A 19,607-nucleotide genomic window follows, 5' to 3' on the forward strand; every position below is an offset into this window, starting at 1 on the left:
AAAAGCATGTTCACTTCGGTGAATGTGCTTTTTTTGTTTACGCATAAATTAAACTGATACGAATGAAAAAGTTATGAATATTTTGAAAACCAAAACAGCTACGCTTTAACACCTTAATTTTACGATTTAGTCCTTCAATAGGACCGTTGGAATACGGATAACGACAACTATTGAGAACAGCAGGACCATTCTTTATTAAAGTTGAGATAGTAATATCCATTTGGTTGCCAGCCGCCTTGTAGTTGGCAATCAAGGTTTTAAATCCAACCGCATCTTTTTGTTGAATGGCTGTTAGAATTCCTTGATAGGTTTGATACACAGTTTTAAATTCTGGAAATTCATCTAAGGCTAGGTCAATGGCGTTCTGTTGGGTCATGTATTCGTTGATACCGTGTAAATAGATAAGTTTAGTATCATTGACCTTTTCTTCTGCCAAATGGAACAAACGCCATTGAGATTTTAGAATGCGATAAACTCGGGAATGCTTATCTTGAAAAGTATGGATCACACGTGTACGTTCGTTATCCAGTGCCCGACCGGCAAGTTGAATAATGTGGAAACGGTCAATGATGGTTATTGCCTTAGGAAATAACCGATGAATAAAGCCAGCATACTCAGCATTCATATCAACGGTGATTGTTTGAACTTTCATACGTTCTTGAACTGAATAGCGAGCTTCAAAGTAATCAATGATATCCTTACTAAGGCGATCCTTAAGAATCACAATGCGGCGATGACTAACGGCATCGCAACAGTTAAAGGACATTAGATGATTACAGGAACGGAATTCATCAAAACAAAGATTTTGGGGGAGTGTTTTAACACGATAAGCTAAGTGAATATTCGCATTTAAAATGCGTTGAACACTACTTGGTGAAATCCCACAAATCTTAGCGATTTCTTTACTGGTCAGCATATCCCGAGCCAGAACAATTACTTGATGTTTCACATTATGCGTAAAAGTTTCATTACGTTTAACGAGGTTAGTTTGAGCACCACAGGTTTTTAAACACCGTTTACATTGATATCTTTGTCGTTTTAGCTGCATCTCATAACGTCCACCTGATAAGGTTCCCAATCTTAGATGGCCAATGTGAGTTCCATTTTTGATTAGAGATTTATGGCCACAATGAGGACATTTTAAAAGTTGATAGGAAAGGATAGCGTGAACGACATGAACGTGTTGCCCATTGGGATAATGTTCCTTAGTAATCTCAGTTACAGTTAAATTAGGGTCTGTTATTTCGAATAGGCTTAGGATAGAATTAGTTAGGGACATTTGTTTTTCCTCTTTTCGATTTTATTAGGCGATTAAATCGTAACACAAAGAGGGCAAATGTCCTTTTTTTTTTCAAAATAAAAACTGGTATCAGTTATTCACCAATACCAGAAAGTGTAGACCCAGCTTTCGTTGTTAATCAGGGAAGGTAACCTTTTTTCGATTTCGCTGATTAAAGTTCAGAGCCCGAACGAGGCTGGGAGATTTTTCCCAACCTCGTTTTTTTTTGATTCTTTTTCTAAAAATTAAATTCAGAGGATTTGAGAAAAATACGCAAAAAATGACAAAAGTATCTAGTTAATAACAAAAACGCTTAAAACGCAAAATACAGCCTCTGAGATTGTTTTTTTCCAATTTTAAAGGTATAATAGTTAAGTATTTAATTAAGTTTATATGGAAACTTAAGAAAGTTGTTTCCACCTAAAACAAGCAGGTTTAAAGCCAGCCTGATTGGCTGATTAAACCTGTTTCTCATAATTTAGCAAAGGTGGTTGTAATCTTGAAAAAAGAAGTTTTAATTACAACGCCGTTTATCACGCTCGGTCAACTCTTAAAAGAAGAAGCAATCATTGGAACTGGCGGACAAGCCAAATGGTATCTTCGCGAACATGCAGTAGAGGTCAATGACGAGCCTGAAAATCGGCGGGGAAGAAAGCTCTATCCAAAAGATACGGTTAACATTCCTGACGAAGGGCTATTTTTTGTGCGCTCAAGACGTGAGGAGTAACCATGTATTTGGAAAATATAAGTCTTCATAATTTCCGCAATTACACTGATTTGAAGACCGAATTTATTCCAGGCGTCAATGTTTTGTTAGGTGCAAACGCGCAAGGCAAAACCAATTTATTAGAATCTATTTACGTGCTAGCCCTCACACGAAGTCACCGGACTTCCAATGATCGGGATTTGATCAGTTGGGGGGCAGATAGTGCGCAATTAGCGACGCGCGTGCATAAAACAACCAGTGCTATCCCATTGGAATTGGAACTAAGCGCTAAGGGGAAACGTGCACGGGTGAACCATTTGGAGCAAAGTAAGCTGTCACAATACATTGGACAACTCAACGTTATTTTATTTGCCCCCGAAGATTTGTCTTTAGTTAAAGGGTCTCCAGCCATTAGGCGCCGGTTTATCGACATGGAGTTTGGTCAAATGAGCAGTAAGTACTTGTATAATCTGGCTCAGTACCGCACCATTCTAAAGCAACGAAATCAGTACCTCAAACAGCTTAAATTTAAGGTGCACAAAGATAAAGTCTTTTTAGGGGTTTTATCTGATCAGCTGGCTGCGTATGGTGCGGAAATTATCTTCCAGCGGCGGCAATTCTTAAAGAAATTAGAAAAATGGGCGCAGCAATTGCATACGCAAATCTCTCTAGGAAAAGAAAAACTGACGTTTGAATACGTTTCGCAAGTGGCCCAACAAGAGGAACTTACGGTTGAACAACTGTATGCCGCGCTTCAGGCTGCATTTAAAGATCATGAGGAACGCGAAATGCAGCAAGGGACAACCTTAGTAGGACCGCAGCGTGATGACGTTCGGTTTTTGGTTAATGACAAGAATGTGCAGACGTTTGGCTCACAAGGACAACAGCGAACCACCGCATTGAGCGTCAAACTAGCAGAAATTGATTTGATGAAAGAAGAAACAGGCGAATATCCGGTGCTGTTGCTTGATGATGTCCTGTCTGAATTGGATGATGACCGGCAGACGCACCTGTTAAAGACGATTCAAAATAAAGTGCAGACCTTTCTAACCACCACGAGTTTGAGTGGGGTTGCCCGGCAGCTTATTAACGAGCCGCGGATCTTTACCATTAGTTCAGGCACTTTGCATAAGGAGGAATAAAATTGGCAGACGACGATAAAACACAAGAATCACAAGTAAACGAAACGACTCAGGAACGAAAAGAAGAAAAGGCCCAAGAATATGATGCCAGTCAAATTCAAGTACTTGAAGGGCTCGAAGCCGTTCGTAAACGTCCTGGGATGTATATTGGGACAACAAGTTCCCAAGGTCTGCATCATTTAGTATGGGAAATCATTGATAACGGTATTGATGAAGCGCTCGCTGGTTTTGCAGACAAAATCAATGTGATCGTTGAAAAAGACAATAGTATTACCGTAACGGATAACGGCCGTGGCATTCCCGTTGATATTCAAAGTAAAACCGGGAAACCGGCTTTGGAAACAGTTTTTACGATTCTGCATGCCGGTGGTAAGTTTGGCGGCGGCGGTTATAAAGTTTCTGGTGGGCTTCACGGTGTAGGGGCTTCCGTAGTTAATGCGCTGGCAACCGAACTGGACGTTAAGGTTATGCGGAATAACAAAATTTATTACATGGATTTTGCTCGCGGCAAAGTTAAAACCCCAATGAAAGTGATTGGTGAATCAGAGCCGCACGCCCATGGTACGATTGTGCACTTCTTGCCAGATCCGGACATTTTCCAAGAAACGACGACCTTTGATATTAAAATTTTGCGGACGCGAATTCGCGAACTGGCCTTTTTAAACAAGGGTCTTCGCATTACGCTTAAAGACATGCGTCCAGAAGAGCCTACGGAAGATGACTTCTTGTATGAGGGTGGAATTCGGCACTACGTTGATTATCTCAATGAAGGTAAAGAAGTGCTGTTTCCCGAACCAATTTATGTTGAAGGGGTCGAAAAAGGCATTACCGTTGAAGTGGCGATGCAATATACCGAGGGCTACCAAAGCAAATTATTGACGTTTACAAACAACATTCATACGTATGAAGGCGGAACCCATGAAGAAGGTTTCAAACGGGCGCTAACTCGCGTTGTGAACGACTATGCCCACAAGAGCGGGTTGCTTAAAGATGGGGACGATAACCTGTCCGGAGATGATGTCCGCGAAGGCTTGACGGCGGTCGTCAGTGTTAAGCATCCCGACCCCCAATTTGAGGGGCAAACGAAAACCAAACTGGGGAACTCTGATGCCCGTACCGCAGTAAATGACGTTTTCGGTGAGCACTTTAATAAATTCTTGCTTGAAAATCCAGACACGGCCCGAAAAGTGGTCGATAAAGGCCTCCTAGCGTCTAAAGCCCGAATTGCGGCGAAACGCGCCCGTGAAGTGACACGGAAAAAGAGCGGTCTGGAAATTAATAGCTTACCCGGTAAATTAGCCGATAATACGTCTAAAGATCCAGAGATTAGTGAATTATTCATCGTCGAGGGGGACTCAGCCGGCGGAAGTGCTAAACAGGGCCGATCTCGGTTAACGCAGGCAATTTTACCAATTCGAGGGAAAATTTTAAACGTTGAAAAAGCGACTTTGGACCGTGTTTTAGCAAATGAAGAAATTCGTTCGCTCTTTACGGCACTCGGAACTGGATTTGGGGAAGACTTTGATGTTACCAAAGCTAATTATCATAAATTAATTATTATGACGGATGCCGATGTCGATGGAGCTCACATTCGAACCTTACTATTAACCTTGTTCTATCGCTATATGCGGCCAATGATTGATGCTGGGTACGTTTATATTGCCCAACCACCGCTGTATCAAGTTCGCCAAGGAAAAATGATCCGGTACATTGACTCCGATGAAGAACTGCAGGAAGTTTTGGGTCAGTTACCACCAAGTCCCAAACCAGCAATTCAACGGTACAAAGGTTTAGGAGAAATGGATGCTGAACAGCTCTGGGAAACAACCATGAACCCTGATAACCGCCGTTTATTGCGTGTTTCAGCCGAAGATGCTGATGCTGCAAATGGCGACTTTGAAATGTTAATGGGTGATCGTGTAGAACCACGACGGAAGTTTATTGAAGATAATGCCGTCTTTGTTGAAAACTTGGATGTTTAATTTAGGAATGGAGGCTAAATAATTTGTCTGATGAAGAGAATATTGGAACACGCGTAACTGAAGTCAATTTAAGACGAGAAATGCGGACATCCTTCCTAGATTACGCCATGAGTGTTATTGTTGCGCGGGCCTTACCTGACGTTCGGGATGGATTAAAACCAGTTCATCGACGGATTTTGTACGGGATGAATGAACTGGGTGTCACACCCGAAAAGCCATACAAAAAGTCGGCCCGAATTGTTGGGGATGTCATGGGAAAGTATCATCCACATGGAGATTCAGCAATTTATGAATCAATGGTGCGGATGGCCCAAGATTTTAGTTATCGTTACATGCTAGTTGATGGGCACGGTAACTTTGGCTCTGTTGACGGCGACGGTGCTGCTGCGATGCGGTATACCGAAGCACGGATGAGTAAAATTGCGGTTGAAATGTTGCGAGATATCAACAAAGATACCGTCGACTTCCAGGATAACTATGATGGCACCGAGCGGGAACCAAAAGTCTTACCAGCTCGTTTTCCTAACTTACTAGTCAATGGTGCTACTGGGATTGCGGTCGGGATGACCACCAATATTCCCCCGCATAATTTGGCAGAAGTGATTAGCGCCATCCATATTTTGATGGACAATCCGGAAGCTACTACAGCGGACCTTATGGAAGCTGTTCCTGGACCCGATTTTCCAACCGGTGGGGTTGTGATGGGAAAATCCGGCATCCGTAAAGCGTACGAAAAAGGTAAAGGAACCATCATTTTACGAGCCAAAGTGGATATTGAGCAGGAAAAGAGTGGCCGCGAACGTATCGTGGTTACCGAACTGCCATATATGGTCAACAAGGCTAAATTGATTGAACGTATTGCTGAATTAGCTCGTGACAAGCGAATTGAAGGCATTACGGATGTTAATGATGAGACTGACCGCGAAGGGATGCGCGTTGTGATTGATGTGCGTCGTGATATGAGTGCTTCGGTTGTTTTGAATAATTTGTACAAGATGACCTTAATGCAAACTACGTTCAGTTTTAATATGCTGGCAATTGTAGATGGTGCGCCAAAGGTTTTGAGTTTAAAACAAATTCTGTCTTATTACCTGAAGCATCAAGAAGAAGTCATCCGGCGACGGACAGAATTCGATCTGAAAAAAGCACAAGCGCGGGCTCATATCCTTGAAGGCTTACGAATTGCGCTGGATCATATTGATGAAATCATTGCTATTATTCGAAATTCCGAAACGGCTGAAATTGCTAAAGTTCAGTTAATGGATAATTACGCGTTGTCTGATAAGCAATCCCAAGCGATCCTGGATATGCGTTTGGTGCGTTTAACCGGTTTGGAACGTGAAAAAGTCGAAAATGAATACCAAAAATTAATGGCAGACATTGCCGATTACAAGGATGTTTTGGCTCACACCGAGCGGATTAACGAAATTATCTATCAAGAATTACTGGATATTCAGGATAAATTTGGCGACAAGCGGCGAACAGAATTACTGGTCGGCGAAGTGCTAAGTCTTGAAGATGAAGATTTAATTGAAGAAGAAGATGTGATGGTTACATTGACGCACAATGGTTACGTCAAACGGATGCCACAATCTGAATTTAAAGCGCAGCGTCGTGGAGGCCGTGGGGTTCAAGGCATGGGTGTGCACGACGATGACTTTATCGAACATCTAGTTTCTTGTTCAACGCACGATGTCTTACTCTTCTTTACCAATGCCGGTAAGGTTTACCGGATGAAAGGGTACGAAATTCCTGAATATGGGCGAACAGCCAAGGGAATTCCGGTTATTAATCTGTTAGGAATCAGTGCTGGTGAAAGTATTCAAGCGGTTATTAATGCCGGTCAGGATCAAGCGAAAGCCGATGAGCGTTACTTGTTCTTTACCACACTTGAGGGCGTGGTCAAACGGACTCCGCTAAATGAATTCTTGAATATTCGCAGTAATGGATTGAAAGCCATCAACTTGAAAGAAGATGATGAGCTGATCAATGTGGTGATTACGAATAACGACCAGAATATCATTATCGGAACGCACAAGGGTTATGCCGTTAGCTTCTCAGAACAGACGGTGCGATCAATGGGGCGTTCAGCGACTGGTGTCCGCGGGATCCGGTTGCGTGATGATGATTACGTTGTGGGTGTTGATCTCTTACAAGCCGATAGCAAAGTTTTAGTCATTACCGAAAAGGGTTATGGAAAACAAACTTTGGCTGCAGAATACCCAATCAAGGGCCGCGGTGGTAAGGGAATTAAGACTGCCAATGTCACTGAGAAAAATGGGCCGTTAGCTGGGTTAACGACAGTTCAAGGTGATGAGGATATCATGTTGATTACGGATCGTGGAGTTATGATTCGGTTTGACGTGGAGTCTGTCCCTGAAACTGGTCGGGCAACGATGGGGGTTCACCTAATCAAGATTGATGAAGGCTCCAAAGTGGCCACAATGGCTAAGGTCGATCACGAAGATGATGATCAGCCAGAGGCCGAGACAGCTGATTCAACGACGCCACAAGAGGTGGTTCAACCAGAGGCCAACTCGCAAGAAGATTCTTCTGAAGAATAAAAAATAAAATCTCAATAAACGGCGTAATTTAATTATGTATCGTTTATTGGGATTTTTGTTTATTGCGTTGCGCAAGTATGAATGCTATAATTTAAGTTCGTGAGTAACTATTAATTTAGAAGCTCTCCTTGCTTTCCTAAATCGTTAGGGAGGCCACTTAGTCCATAAGGAGGTGTAAAACACATGGAACAAAAATCATATGAAATTACTTATATCATTGCCCCAGATGTTGACGAAGCAGCAAAAACAGCTTTAGTTGACCGTTTTGACAAGATCTTGTCTGACAATGGTGCAGAAGTGGTTGATTCAAAAGATTGGTCCAAGCGTCGTTTTGCTTATGAGATTGGTGGATACAACGAAGGTATCTATCACATCGTAAACATCAAAGCTAGCGATGACAAGGCTTTAAACGAATTTGACCGAATTTCAAAGATTACTGACGGCATTTTACGTCACATGATCGTCGTACGCTAAAAATAAACAGAAATCTTAATTCAGAAAGGAGTTATTGTTATGATAAACCGAACAGTTCTTGTTGGACGCTTAACCAGAGATCCTGATTTACGATACACCAACAGTGGTGCTGCAGTGGCAACTTTTACCGTCGCCGTTAACCGTCAGTTTACAAACTCGCAAGGGGAACGTGAAGCTGATTTTATTAATTGCGTGATTTGGCGGAAAGCTGCGGAAAACTTCTCAAACTTTACCCATAAAGGCTCGTTGGTTGGTGTTGATGGACGAATTCAAACGCGTTCTTACGAAAACCAGCAGGGTCAACGGGTTTATGTGACAGAAGTTGTTGTTGAAAACTTCTCGTTATTGGAATCTCGTTCTCAATCTGAGCAGCGTCAACAGCAAAGTGGGAATGCAGGCTTTCAAAACAATGCTCCTCAATCATCCGGAAATACCAATCCATTTGATGCCGGGCAAGGAAACAACAGTAGCAGCAACCAGAGTGCTGGAAGCTCGTCTAGTGCCAACTCTAACCCGAATGATCCATTCGCCGATAACGGTGAACAAATTGATATTTCCGACGATGATTTACCATTCTAATCATTAGAGGAGGGAAATTTCAATGGCTCAACAAAGAAGAGGCGGCAACCGTCGACGTCGTAAAGTTGACTTTATCGCTGCTAATCATATCGAATACATCGATTATAAAGATACAGACTTACTGAAACGCTTTATTTCAGAACGAGGCAAGGTTTTGCCACGTCGTGTGACAGGAACAAGCGCTAAGAACCAACGCCGTTTAACAATTGCAATTAAACGTGCACGGATCATGGGCTTACTCCCATTCGTTTCAGAAGACTAATCCAAAAAAACTTCGGGTCTCTGTCAAATTGTATTGGTAGAGATTTTTGAAAAGCATGTTCACTTCGGTGAATGTGTTTTTTTGTTTACGCATAAATTAAACTGATACGAATGAAAAAGTTATGAATATTTTGAAAACCAAAACAGCTACGCTTTAACACCTTAATTTTACGATTTAGTCCTTCAATAGGACCGTTGGAATACGGGTAACGACAACTATTGAGAACAGCAGGACCATTCTTTATTAAAGTTGAGATAGTAATATCCATTTGGTTGCCAGCCGCCTTGTAGTTGGCAATCAAGGTTTTAAATCCAACCGCATCTTTTTGTTGAATGGCTGTTAGAATTCCTTGATAGGTTTGATACACAGTTTTAAATTCTGGAAATTCATCTAAGGCTAGGTCAATGGCGTTCTGTTGGGTCATGTATTCGTTGATACCGCGTAAATAGATAAGTTTAGTATCATTGACCTTTTCTTCTGCCAAATGGAACAAACGCCATTGCGATTTTAGAATGCGATAAACTCGGGAATGCTTATCTTGAAAAGTATGGATCACACGTGTACGTTCGTTATCCAGTGCCCGACCGGCAAGTTGAATAATGTGGAAACGGTCAATGATGGTTATTGCCTTAGGAAATAACCGATGAATAAAGCCAGCATACTCAGCATTCATATCAACGGTGATTGTTTGAACTTTCATACGTTCTTGAACTGAATAGCGAGCTTCAAAGTAATCAATGATATCCTTACTAAGGCGATCCTTAAGAATCACAATGCGGCGATGACTAACGGCATCGCAACAGTTAAAGGACATTAGATGATTACAGGAACGGAATTCATCAAAACAAAGATTTTGGGGGAGTGTTTTAACACGATAAGCTAAGTGAATATTCGCATTTAAAATGCGTTGAACACTACTTGGTGAAATCCCACAAATCTTAGCGATTTCTTTACTGGTCAGCATATCCCGAGCCAGAACAATTACTTGATGTTTCACATTATGCGTAAAAGTTTCATTACGTTTAACGAGGTTAGTTTGAGCACCACAGGTTTTTAAACACCGTTTACATTGATATCTTTGTCGTTTTAGCTGCATCTCATAACGTCCACCTGATAAGGTTCCCAATCTTAGATGGCCAATGTGAGTTCCATTTTTGATTAGAGATTTATGGCCACAATGAGGACATTTTAAAAGTTGATAGGAAAGGATAGCGTGAACGACATGAACGTGTTGCCCATTGGGATAATGTTCCTTAGTAATCTCAGTTACAGTTAAATTAGGGTCTGTTATTTCGAATAGGCTTAGGATAGAATTAGTTAGGGACATTTGTTTTTCCTCTTTTCGATTTTATTTGGCGATTAAATCGTAACACAAAGAGGGCAAATGTCCTTTTTTTTCAAAATAAAAACTGGTATCAGTTATTCACCAATACCAGAAAGTGTAGACCCAAAACTTCTAATCAGAATTACTGATTGGAAGTTTTTTTATGCTCGGAAAAAATTGCGGTTAAGGGTTGGTTGCTGTAAGTAAAAATACATGTATAAAAATGTATTCTAAAATAATTAAAAAATATTAGAAATCCGTATAAATGGTTGTGACTAGTTTCGGACGATTCCAATGAAAGTAAATTACAACAGCTATTTAAATGAAAGTGTTTTATAATAGTAAGTAGTTAATACTATTAAAAGGGGAACAAAATGTATCGTTACTTTATTCAACCACAATTAAGTAAGGTGAATAATTCACTCATCGGGTATGAATTGCTAATTAGACGATTCACTGCGGATGGGTGGCGACCACCGAAGTATTTTTCCGATATTCCGGCAACTGTTGTGGCTGATATGCTGACGGCGACGACAAAAAAACTCATCTTAAAAATTGGATCCGTCTCAGTTAATTTGAATCGCACCCAAATGATGAATCCCGCAATTAATGCGGCTTTGATTCAATCTCAAGACCAGCTCCGCCCTTTAAAACTCAATATTGAATTAACCGAGGAGCCAGAGGACGAAAATATAACAAATGCCGATTTAGAACCAATGCTGGAAAAATTTATCCAACGCGGGATGCAAATTTGTTTGGATGATGTAGGCACGGGCGACAATCAGTATGCAGAAATAAAGAGCCTTTTACCGTATGTCAGTGAGTTAAAGTTTGCCTTGCAGAATTTTAAAGTCCCATTTAAAGATCCTGAAATTCAAAAACGGGTGATTTATTGGCGGGATATTGCCCAAAAAGAGAATTTACGATTCATTTTAGAAGGAATTGAAGACAAAGCTGATGATCAGTTAGCAGATCGATTAGATATTGATTTACGTCAGGGTTATTACTATGGGAAACCCTATTTATTAAAAATTAAGGCCGACGATCCGGACTGATGAAAGGGGAAGGTGAATGTGAAAGTAGTTGTTGTTGGATGTACGCATGCAGGTATTGCAGCGGTAAATGAAATTTTTAAAGCGCATCCGGATACCCAAGTTACAATTTACGAACGAAATGACAACGTTTCTTTTTTATCTTGTGGAATTTCTTTATATTTAAACGGTCAGGTAAAGCACTTGGAAGACATGTTTTACGCGACACCTGAGGATTTAGCAAAAAAAGGGGCTCAGGTATGTATTAAACATGATGTGTTGAGTATTGATTCAAAGCAACATCAGTTAACCGTCCAAGATCTGGAAACCAAAGAAATCGCTACAGATACATATGACAAGCTCATTATGACAACCGGTTCTTATGTCGTTGTGCCGCCATTAATGGGTGTTGATGATTCTCGAGTTTTACTATGCAAGAGCTATGATCAGGCGAAAGAAATTTACGAGTCAGCTAAAACGCACAAACACATTACCATTGTTGGCGCTGGTTACGTGGGTGTGGAATTAGCAGAAGCTTATGCAGACACTCATCATGACGTCACATTAATTCAATCAAACAAACAAATTTTGAATAATTATGTGGATGAGTGTCTTTCGGATAAGATTACCGATTTATTGAAAAAACATGGCGTTCATGTTTATCTTAATGAGCGTGTCCAGGCCTTTCATGGGGATGATCAGCGTGATAAAGTGGTCATCGAAACGAGCGTTCAAGAACATGAAACGGATCTCGTAATTGTTTGCACAGGTTTTATGGCAAACACTGAGTTATTAAGAGGTCAAGTTGAAATGGACCGTCACGGCGCAATCATAACCAATGCCTATATGCAGACTTCCAATCCGGATATTTATGCAGCTGGTGATGCCTGCATTTCGCATTTAAATCCGGCTGGGACAGATGCCTACATTCCACTAGCATCTAATGCTGTTCGTCAAGGGGGATTAGCTGGTAAAAACGTTTTTGGAGATATCCAAAAATGCGTGGGCACGCAAGCAACTTCGGCAATGGAATTGTTTGGTTATACGCTGGCTTCAACGGGCTTAACCTTGGAATCAGCAAAGCGAGAAGGCTTAGATGCAGCTTCAGTGGTCTATCATGGCAATTACCGGCCGAATTACATGCCTACTACGGAAATGCTGACCATTATCCTGGTTTATAATCGCCAAACACGGCAGATCTTAGGCGCGCAATTGTTTAGTAAGCATGAAATTGCCCAGTCAGCTAACACGATTTCAGTTTGCATTCAAAATAAAAACACAATTGATGATTTGGCGTTTGTTGATATGTTGTTCCAGCCGCATTACGACGAACCATATAACTATCTGAATTTGGTGGCACAATTAGCGATTGAACAAGAACGACAAGCAGAATTGAAAAAATAAAACTAAATGTGATAAGTTAATTAGCCTCAAAATTTTTCTTAAATTTTGAGGCTTTTTTGGGGTCTCTGTCAAATTGTATTGGTGGAGATTTTTGAAAAGCATGTTCACTTCGGTGAATGTGCTTTTTTTGTTTACGCATAAATTAAACTGATACGAATGAAAAAGTTATGAATATTTTGAAAACCAAAACAGCTACGCTTTAACACCTTAATTTTACGATTTAGTCCTTCAATAGGACCGTTGGAATACGGATAACGACAACTATTGAGAACAGCAGGACCATTCTTTATTAAAGTTGAGATAGTAATATCCATTTGGTTGCCAGCCGCCTTGTAGTTGGCAATCAAGGTTTTAAATCCAACCGCATCTTTTTGTTGAATGGCTGTTAGAATTCCTTGATAGGTTTGATACACAGTTTTAAATTCTGGAAATTCATCTAAGGCTAGGTCAATGGCGTTCTGTTGGGTCATGTATTCGTTGATACCGTGTAAATAGATAAGTTTAGTATCATTGACCTTTTCTTCTGCCAAATGGAACAAACGCCATTGAGATTTTAGAATGCGATAAACTCGGGAATGCTTATCTTGAAAAGTATGGATCACACGTGTACGTTCGTTATCCAGTGCCCGACCGGCAAGTTGAATAATGTGGAAACGGTCAATGATGGTTATTGCCTTAGGAAATAACCGATGAATAAAGCCAGCATACTCAGCATTCATATCAACGGTGATTGTTTGAACTTTCATACGTTCTTGAACTGAATAGCGAGCTTCAAAGTAATCAATGATATCCTTACTAAGGCGATCCTTAAGAATCACAATGCGGCGATGACTAACGGCATCGCAACAGTTAAAGGACATTAGATGATTACAGGAACGGAATTCATCAAAACAAAGATTTTGGGGGAGTGTTTTAACACGATAAGCTAAGTGAATATTCGCATTTAAAATGCGTTGAACACTACTTGGTGAAATCCCACAAATCTTAGCGATTTCTTTACTGGTCAGCATATCCCGAGCCAGAACAATTACTTGATGTTTCACATTATGCGTAAAAGTTTCATTACGTTTAACGAGGTTAGTTTGAGCACCACAGGTTTTTAAACACCGTTTACATTGATATCTTTGTCGTTTTAGCTGCATCTCATAACGTCCACCTGATAAGGTTCCCAATCTTAGATGGCCAATGTGAGTTCCATTTTTGATTAGAGATTTATGGCCACAATGAGGACATTTTAAAAGTTGATAGGAAAGGATAGCGTGAACGACATGAACGTGTTGCCCATTGGGATAATGTTCCTTAGTAATCTCAGTTACAGTTAAATTAGGGTCTGTTATTTCGAATAGGCTTAGGATAGAATTAGTTAGGGACATTTGTTTTTCCTCTTTTCGATTTTATTTGGCGATTAAATCGTAACACAAAGAGGGCAAATGTCCTTTTTTTTTTCAAAATAAAAACTGGTATCAGTTATTCACCAATACCAGAAAGTGTAGACCCCTTTTTTGTAGGCTAATTAACAAGCACAAATTTAAAAAAAGAAAAAAACTTTTTTATTTCAATAAAAAAGGATATTTACTTCTTTTAAAAAAAGCATTATTATAATTGATGAAAGGAGGAATATTCAAATGGATCTAGAAAGAATTTACCATAAACTTATTGTTTCTTGTCAAGCACTAGAAGATGAACCATTATATAGCAGTTTTATTATGGGAAGATTGGCTATTGCAGCGAAACAAGGGGGTGCCGGCGGAATTAGAGCAAATTCAGTTGCTGACATTAAAGAAATCAAAAGACATGTTGATTTACCCTTAATTGGCATTATTAAAAAGAATTATAGCGACTCAGATATATATATAACAGCCACGATGAAAGAGACTAAAGCACTTGTTGAACAAACACAAGCTGAAATAATTGCAATGGATGCAACGGACCGAAAGCGACCTAGTAACGAAAACATTGCTGATTTGATTAGCTTTGTACACGAGCATGGACGTCTGGCAATGGCAGACATATCGAATTTAAGTGAGGGAATCTTAGCTGAAAAATTAGGGTTTGATCTAGTTTCTACTACTCTTTCTGGATATACTGCGTACACTCCTAAGCGAGATGAACCAGATTTTGATTTGGTTAAAGAATTAACCGCGAGAACTAAATTACCAGTAATTATGGAAGGCCATACAACATCCCCTAAACAAGTAATACATGCATTTGAATTGGGGGCTTATGCTGTGGTGGTTGGTGGAGCTATCACAAGACCTCAACAAATTACGGAACGTTACACAAAGGAAATTCTAAATTTTAAAAATAGAAATTAGGTAGATTATTGTGAAAAAACTCTTGGTATGTGATTTAGATGGTACATTACTTGATCAGAAAAATAATATCGATAATGAAAGTCTTAATTTAATAAAACACTTTATTGATGATGGAAATGATTTCTGCATTTGTACAGGGAGGTTAGATGAAGACATAAAGTATGTAGAAAAAGAGTTAGGAGTCAGAGGTGCATATCGAATTAGCCAAAATGGGGCAGTTATCAGAGATATAAATAATTCACTTATTGCCTTTTCTAGTATCCCACATAAATTAATTAAATCTATTAATCAGATTGTTTTTAATAGTGGTTTGCGTGTCGAAGTATCTGATGTTAATCACCGATACTTTCCATCTCCGAGAGATTCTTCACAAGTTTCAGAATTTGTGGATACTTCAATTATAAAGCAAAAATTGTCTGAATTTACGCAGAATAAAGATTTTCAAGCGGTAATTTATTTAATATTTGGTAAACCTGATTTATTTACACCGATTATAAAAAAGTTCGTACAGAAGTAGGTTCGGAAGTTAATATCCAACAAACTAGTCCTACCTCACTTGAGATTTTCTCTGCAAGGGCATCTAAAGGTGTGGCTGTAGAGAAAATAATGGCTAAGCAAGGCTACGCAGCAAGTCAGGTTTATGTTGCTGGCGATGCAGAAAATGATACAACAATGTTTCCACTAACTTTGAATAGCTATACGGTTGGGACGCTTGCAGACCAACGGACAATTCAAGCGGGAAACTATCACGTTTTAACAGTTGGTGAATTATTAAAAAAAATGGAGTAAAACTATGAAGAAGAAAATACTCTACATTCCACTTGATGAGCGTCCATGTAACTATGATTATCCTTTGCGCCTTTTTGAAAATCATAAAAGTATTAAAGTAACCTATCCACCTAAGAAGTTATTAAGTCATAAAAAAAAAGCAGCAAATGTTGAAGACTTAAGGAATTTTATTTTGGAAAATATCCAAGGAGTAGATATACTTATTTATTCATCTGAAATGTTAGTTTATGGTGGTCTGTTACCATCTAGGATTTATTCAGTAAGTAAACAGAAGCCGAATATTATTGAATATATCAATTTTATTAAAAGCCTTAAAAAACAATGCCCTAAGTTATTAATTTACGTATCAAATTTAATTATGCGCACACCCAAATATAACAGTGATGATGAGGAACCTGAATATTATGCTAATTATGGTAGTAAGATTTTTAAATATGGATGGCTACTGGATAAAGAAAAACGAGCTGATTTATCAGTAGAGGAGCAAAATGAAAAGAATGACATTGCTTCAGACATTCCACGGGAAATAAGGATGGATTATGAGAAACGGCGCAAAATTAATTTAAAAGTCAATTTAGTAAATATTAATTTAGTAAAAGAGGGGAGAATAAGTTATTTAGCTATTCCGCAAGATGATAGTGCGACCTTTGGATATACGGCTATGGACCAAGCAAAGGTTTATTCTGAAATAAAATGTGAACGCTTACAAGATAAGGTGTCAGTATATCCAGGAGCGGATGAATCGGGGTACACGTTGCTTTCGCGCGCAATCCAAACTATAGAGGGGTATTCACTGAAAATCTTTCCGATTTTTTCGAGCGATATCGGCAAATTACAAATTCCTCTGTATGAGGATAGACCATTATGTGAGAGTCTAAAATCTCATGTGCTAGCAGCGGGTGCAAATTTAGTATATTCCCCAGAAGAAGCAGATATTATTTTAGCCGTCAATACACCAGGAGAGAAAATGATAGAAGCTAATTTACAACAAGTATCCCCAGATCTGACGTATGATACTTTTCGTAACCTACGTTCGTTTGTAGCAACCATTAACTACTATATTGAATTAGGAAAGTCTGTTGTTCTTGCAGATTGTGCTTTCGCAAATGGTGCAGATCTTGAACTTATTAGTATGCTTGATGAGAAAAAAATTGTTAAAAATCTAATTGCTTACCGAGCGTGGAACACAACTTGTAATACACTGGGGAGTAGCATTTCTGCAGCAGTTATTTTGTATTCAGAACCACGTCCCAAGAAGAATGAAGAATTAGTAAAAACACTACTAGATGATGGTTTATATCAAGCTGTTGTTCGCAGTGAGATTACACAAGAGTTGGATAGCACAGATGCAGACTATTTTAATTTAGGAAATCAAACTCAGAAAGTGATATATAAAACAGAATCTAGTATTAAGGATAATGCAAAAAAATATCTTCGAAATTCACTAACTATAAAAGATCTAGAGCGGCTAAAAATTGAATTTCCGTGGAACCGTATGTTTGAAATTAATTGTATTTTGAAAAACAGAGGTGTAAATAATGGAAAATAAGGATAAAAGATCCTTTGTTCAAACTATGTTGGTCGGGGCAAATAAATTTGCGGGACAAAAACACATCATGGCTATCCGAGATGGATTTATTGAATTAATGCCTGCAACAATAATTGCATCATTTTGGGTACTGGTTAACAATCTTTTGCTTGGGGCGAATGGACTTTTTGGAAAATATGCATGGGCGAGCAAGTTTATGGGGGTTGGCAATCAGATCTATAACGCTACTTTGGGTATATTGGCTATTTTGATTGCATATACAATTGGTTATCATTTAGCACGTAGTTATAAAGATGCAAATCCAACGTTTTCTGGTGTGTTTGGCGTAATTAGTTTTTTCATTATGCTGCCTGCAGTTTTGTCAGTTACGACAAATACCGGAAAAAATGTGAATGTAGCGGCAATTTTTTCTCAAAATGAGACCAGTGCTACCGGTATGTTTTTGGCAATTATTGCTAGTTTGTTGGGAGTTACGTTACTTTGTAAATTTAATCGTAATAAACATTTATTGATAAAAATGCCAGATTCTGTTCCGCCTGCAATTGCGGGATCTTTTAATGTTTTATTACCCGCGTTCTTAGTATCTTTAATACTGGGAATTGTTGAATTTTTAATTGAACTGACATTGAATAGTAATGTGCCCGATTTGATAGTGAAATTCTTTCAAGCGCCTTTAATTGGTGGGTTTCAAACTATATTTGGCATATTGGTTTATGTATTTTTAAGTAATTTTCTGTGGGCGTTTGGATTACATGGTACCTTTATTTTGGGATCAGTTGGTGAACCAATACTTCTTACAGCATTGCAACAGAATATGGATGCATTAAAAAATGGTAATACACTTCCAAATATTGTAACAAAGCCCTTCCTTGATGCCTTTGCGTGGTGTGGCGGCGGTGGTATGATAATTTGCTTGATTATCGCGGTGCTAATTGCCTCAAAGCGAGATGATTATAGAGCAATCGGTAAAATAGGACTGGTGCCTTCTCTTTTTAATGTTAGCGAACCCATTATGTTCGGGATGCCGGTCGTATTTAACCCAATTCTTGGAATACCATTGGTTATTACACCATTGGTAACGACTACGATTGCTTATTTTTCTACAGCATTAGGACTAGTAGCTAAAACTTCTGTACTTACGCCGTGGACAACGCCACCGATTATTTCTGGTTATTTGGCAACCAATGGGGATATTCGAGCTTCATTATTACAGGTTGTTTTAATTGTAATTGGCACATTAATTTACCTTCCCTTTGTTAAATTTGCAAATAGAACCAAAGAACTCTAGGGGCTTTTGTCTCTTCATGTGATATAATTTGTCTCATGAAGGGACAGGTGTCGGTATGGATGTGCTTACAACTATAAATGGATTTTACCCATCATTAACAAAAGCCGAAAAAAAGATTGCGCAGTATGTGCTTGTTAACTCTGAAGAAATCGAAATTCTGTCAATCGGTGAACTGGCATCTAAAGTTGAAGTTGCTGAAACTACGGTTATTCGATTTTGTCGTAAACTGAAATTCAAGGGGTATCAGGATTTCAAATTGCATTTAGCACGTGATTTAGCAGCAAATCAAGTTCGTCAACAAACGGAGAGTGAAACAGAGTATCCAATAGTTAATGAATATATAGATTATCTGAAACGCTTTAGTAAATCAATTAATACATTAGATTTAGAGCAAATAGCCCAAATGGTTGATAAGGCTCATAGTGTGTGTGTGTTTGGAGCGGGCGTTTCCGCTATTGTTGGATCATATTTGAAAACTCGATTAACTCGAATGGGAATAGCTGTAATTTTTGATCCTGATATACATTTACAAGCAATTGACATTGCAGTTTTAAAGAAAAATGATTTGGTTATTGCAATTTCAGCTTCTGGAAATACGCGGGATTTACTTACTAATGTAAAAATTGCTAAGCACTTTGGAGTGAAAATTATTGCGGTTTCGAATTATCTAAGTTCTAAGCTTGCTGACATTAGTGATATAGCACTTGTCCCGCCGGCTGGTAGTGGCCGCGATAGTTCTGAATTCTTACCAGTTATGGGGCAACTAGCAGTTATTGACATGCTTTGTCAAAAATTACAGGAAATTAACCCAGAACGTACTAAAACATTGAAAGAAAGAATTAATGAAACATTGATCAATCGAATTGAATAAAAAAGATAGCGATAATTTCGCTATCTTTTTTTGCAAAATATTTTTCAG

General features: G+C 39.0%; 16 protein-coding genes and 1 pseudogene. 14 read left to right on the forward strand and 3 right to left on the reverse strand.

Annotated elements, in window-relative coordinates; genetic code table 11:
- Window positions 1-37: 37 nt before the first annotated feature.
- A complete protein-coding gene (locus ACLJJ6_RS10110) occupies window positions 38-1,279 on the reverse strand; it encodes an ISL3 family transposase (RefSeq protein ID WP_412988180.1) in 1,242 nt (413 codons plus the stop codon).
- Between the two features lie 499 nt (window positions 1,280-1,778).
- On the opposite strand from ACLJJ6_RS10110, the gene yaaA reads away from it, so the two are divergent.
- The 7 genes from yaaA (at window position 1,779) to rpsR (ending at window position 8,988) form a co-directional block, all read left to right on the forward strand.
- The gene (gene yaaA, locus ACLJJ6_RS10115) at window positions 1,779-2,006 is read left to right on the forward strand and encodes a S4 domain-containing protein YaaA (RefSeq protein WP_412989321.1); all 228 of its coding nucleotides are present in this window, start codon (window positions 1,779-1,781) and stop codon (window positions 2,004-2,006) included.
- A 2-nt stretch (window positions 2,007-2,008) separates the two neighbouring features.
- Window positions 2,009-3,127, forward strand: a complete 1,119-nt coding sequence (gene recF, locus ACLJJ6_RS10120) for a DNA replication/repair protein RecF (protein WP_412989322.1) — start codon at window positions 2,009-2,011, stop codon at window positions 3,125-3,127.
- 2 nt (window positions 3,128-3,129) lie between these two features.
- Window positions 3,130-5,109 carry a DNA topoisomerase (ATP-hydrolyzing) subunit B gene (gene gyrB, locus ACLJJ6_RS10125; protein WP_412989323.1) on the forward strand — a complete coding sequence of 660 codons (1,980 nt, stop codon included), beginning with the start codon at window positions 3,130-3,132 and terminating at the stop codon, window positions 5,107-5,109.
- 80 nt (window positions 5,110-5,189) lie between these two features.
- On the forward strand, window positions 5,190-7,673 hold the full coding sequence (gyrA, locus tag ACLJJ6_RS10130; RefSeq protein WP_412990470.1) for a DNA gyrase subunit A: 2,484 nt from the start codon (window positions 5,190-5,192) through the stop codon (window positions 7,671-7,673).
- Between the two features lie 183 nt (window positions 7,674-7,856).
- Window positions 7,857-8,147, forward strand: coding sequence for a 30S ribosomal protein S6 (rpsF, locus tag ACLJJ6_RS10135; RefSeq protein WP_412989324.1), 291 nt, complete (start codon window positions 7,857-7,859; stop codon window positions 8,145-8,147).
- A 39-nt stretch (window positions 8,148-8,186) separates the two neighbouring features.
- Window positions 8,187-8,726: a single-stranded DNA-binding protein gene (ssb, locus tag ACLJJ6_RS10140; RefSeq protein WP_412989325.1), complete on the forward strand. Its 540-nt coding sequence runs from the start codon at window positions 8,187-8,189 to the stop codon at window positions 8,724-8,726.
- Window positions 8,727-8,748: 22 nt separating this feature from the next.
- The gene (gene rpsR, locus ACLJJ6_RS10145) at window positions 8,749-8,988 is read left to right on the forward strand and encodes a 30S ribosomal protein S18 (protein ID WP_057750011.1); all 240 of its coding nucleotides are present in this window, start codon (window positions 8,749-8,751) and stop codon (window positions 8,986-8,988) included.
- An 85-nt stretch (window positions 8,989-9,073) separates the two neighbouring features.
- Here rpsR and ACLJJ6_RS10150 read toward each other — a convergent pair whose 3' ends face one another.
- The gene (locus ACLJJ6_RS10150) at window positions 9,074-10,315 is read right to left on the reverse strand and encodes an ISL3 family transposase (RefSeq protein ID WP_412988599.1); all 1,242 of its coding nucleotides are present in this window, start codon (window positions 10,313-10,315) and stop codon (window positions 9,074-9,076) included.
- A 371-nt stretch (window positions 10,316-10,686) separates the two neighbouring features.
- Between ACLJJ6_RS10150 and ACLJJ6_RS10155 the strand changes: the two genes are divergently transcribed.
- Both ACLJJ6_RS10155 and ACLJJ6_RS10160 read left to right on the forward strand, forming a co-directional pair.
- On the forward strand, window positions 10,687-11,367 hold the full coding sequence (locus ACLJJ6_RS10155) for an EAL domain-containing protein (protein ID WP_412989326.1): 681 nt from the start codon (window positions 10,687-10,689) through the stop codon (window positions 11,365-11,367).
- Window positions 11,368-11,385: 18 nt separating this feature from the next.
- Entirely contained in the window at window positions 11,386-12,747 is a 1,362-nt protein-coding gene (locus ACLJJ6_RS10160) for an FAD-dependent oxidoreductase (RefSeq protein WP_412989327.1), read from the forward strand.
- A 131-nt stretch (window positions 12,748-12,878) separates the two neighbouring features.
- Here the strand turns inward: ACLJJ6_RS10160 and ACLJJ6_RS10165 are convergent, their stop codons facing one another.
- Complete coding sequence (locus tag ACLJJ6_RS10165) at window positions 12,879-14,120, reverse strand: ISL3 family transposase (RefSeq protein WP_412988180.1); 1,242 nt, start codon at window positions 14,118-14,120, stop codon at window positions 12,879-12,881.
- Window positions 14,121-14,372: 252 nt separating this feature from the next.
- Here ACLJJ6_RS10165 and ACLJJ6_RS10170 point away from each other — a divergent pair, with 252 nt between their 5' ends.
- The 5 genes and pseudogenes from ACLJJ6_RS10170 (at window position 14,373) to ACLJJ6_RS10190 (ending at window position 19,559) form a co-directional block, all read left to right on the forward strand.
- A complete protein-coding gene (locus tag ACLJJ6_RS10170; protein ID WP_412989328.1) occupies window positions 14,373-15,062 on the forward strand; it encodes an N-acetylmannosamine-6-phosphate 2-epimerase in 690 nt (229 codons plus the stop codon).
- Between the two features lie 10 nt (window positions 15,063-15,072).
- Window positions 15,073-15,851, forward strand: a pseudogene (locus ACLJJ6_RS10175) (Cof-type HAD-IIB family hydrolase).
- Between the two features lie 4 nt (window positions 15,852-15,855).
- Window positions 15,856-17,400 carry a DUF4127 family protein gene (locus tag ACLJJ6_RS10180; RefSeq protein WP_412989329.1) on the forward strand — a complete coding sequence of 515 codons (1,545 nt, stop codon included), beginning with the start codon at window positions 15,856-15,858 and terminating at the stop codon, window positions 17,398-17,400.
- Entirely contained in the window at window positions 17,390-18,688 is a 1,299-nt protein-coding gene (locus tag ACLJJ6_RS10185; RefSeq protein WP_412989330.1) for a PTS sugar transporter subunit IIC, read from the forward strand. Before ACLJJ6_RS10180 ends, ACLJJ6_RS10185 begins: the two co-directional genes overlap by 11 nt.
- A gap of 55 nt (window positions 18,689-18,743) precedes the next feature.
- Window positions 18,744-19,559: a MurR/RpiR family transcriptional regulator gene (locus ACLJJ6_RS10190; RefSeq protein ID WP_412989331.1), complete on the forward strand. Its 816-nt coding sequence runs from the start codon at window positions 18,744-18,746 to the stop codon at window positions 19,557-19,559.
- The last annotated feature ends 48 nt before the right edge of the window (window positions 19,560-19,607 follow it).

Origin of the sequence: Pediococcus siamensis (genome assembly GCF_047220215.1) — a bacterium.
GTDB classification, from domain to species: Bacteria; Bacillota; Bacilli; order Lactobacillales; family Lactobacillaceae; genus Pediococcus; species Pediococcus siamensis.

Bases quoted from the DNA above. Each gene is read 5' to 3' on its own strand.
- ACLJJ6_RS10110 (WP_412988180.1), bottom strand. From the start codon at position 1,279: ATGTCCCTAACTAATTCTATCCTAAGCCTATTCGAAATAACAGACCCT.
- recF (WP_412989322.1), top strand. From the start codon at position 2,009: ATGTATTTGGAAAATATAAGTCTTCATAATTTCCGCAATTACACTGAT.
- gyrA (WP_412990470.1), top strand. From the start codon at position 5,190: ATGCGGACATCCTTCCTAGATTACGCCATGAGTGTTATTGTTGCGCGG.
- rpsF (WP_412989324.1), top strand. From the start codon at position 7,857: ATGGAACAAAAATCATATGAAATTACTTATATCATTGCCCCAGATGTT.
- ssb (WP_412989325.1), top strand. From the start codon at position 8,187: ATGATAAACCGAACAGTTCTTGTTGGACGCTTAACCAGAGATCCTGAT.
- rpsR (WP_057750011.1), top strand. From the start codon at position 8,749: ATGGCTCAACAAAGAAGAGGCGGCAACCGTCGACGTCGTAAAGTTGAC.
- ACLJJ6_RS10150 (WP_412988599.1), bottom strand. From the start codon at position 10,315: ATGTCCCTAACTAATTCTATCCTAAGCCTATTCGAAATAACAGACCCT.
- ACLJJ6_RS10155 (WP_412989326.1), top strand. From the start codon at position 10,687: ATGTATCGTTACTTTATTCAACCACAATTAAGTAAGGTGAATAATTCA.
- ACLJJ6_RS10165 (WP_412988180.1), bottom strand. From the start codon at position 14,120: ATGTCCCTAACTAATTCTATCCTAAGCCTATTCGAAATAACAGACCCT.
- ACLJJ6_RS10170 (WP_412989328.1), top strand. From the start codon at position 14,373: ATGGATCTAGAAAGAATTTACCATAAACTTATTGTTTCTTGTCAAGCA.
- ACLJJ6_RS10180 (WP_412989329.1), top strand. From the start codon at position 15,856: ATGAAGAAGAAAATACTCTACATTCCACTTGATGAGCGTCCATGTAAC.
- ACLJJ6_RS10185 (WP_412989330.1), top strand. From the start codon at position 17,390: ATGGAAAATAAGGATAAAAGATCCTTTGTTCAAACTATGTTGGTCGGG.
- ACLJJ6_RS10190 (WP_412989331.1), top strand. From the start codon at position 18,744: ATGGATGTGCTTACAACTATAAATGGATTTTACCCATCATTAACAAAA.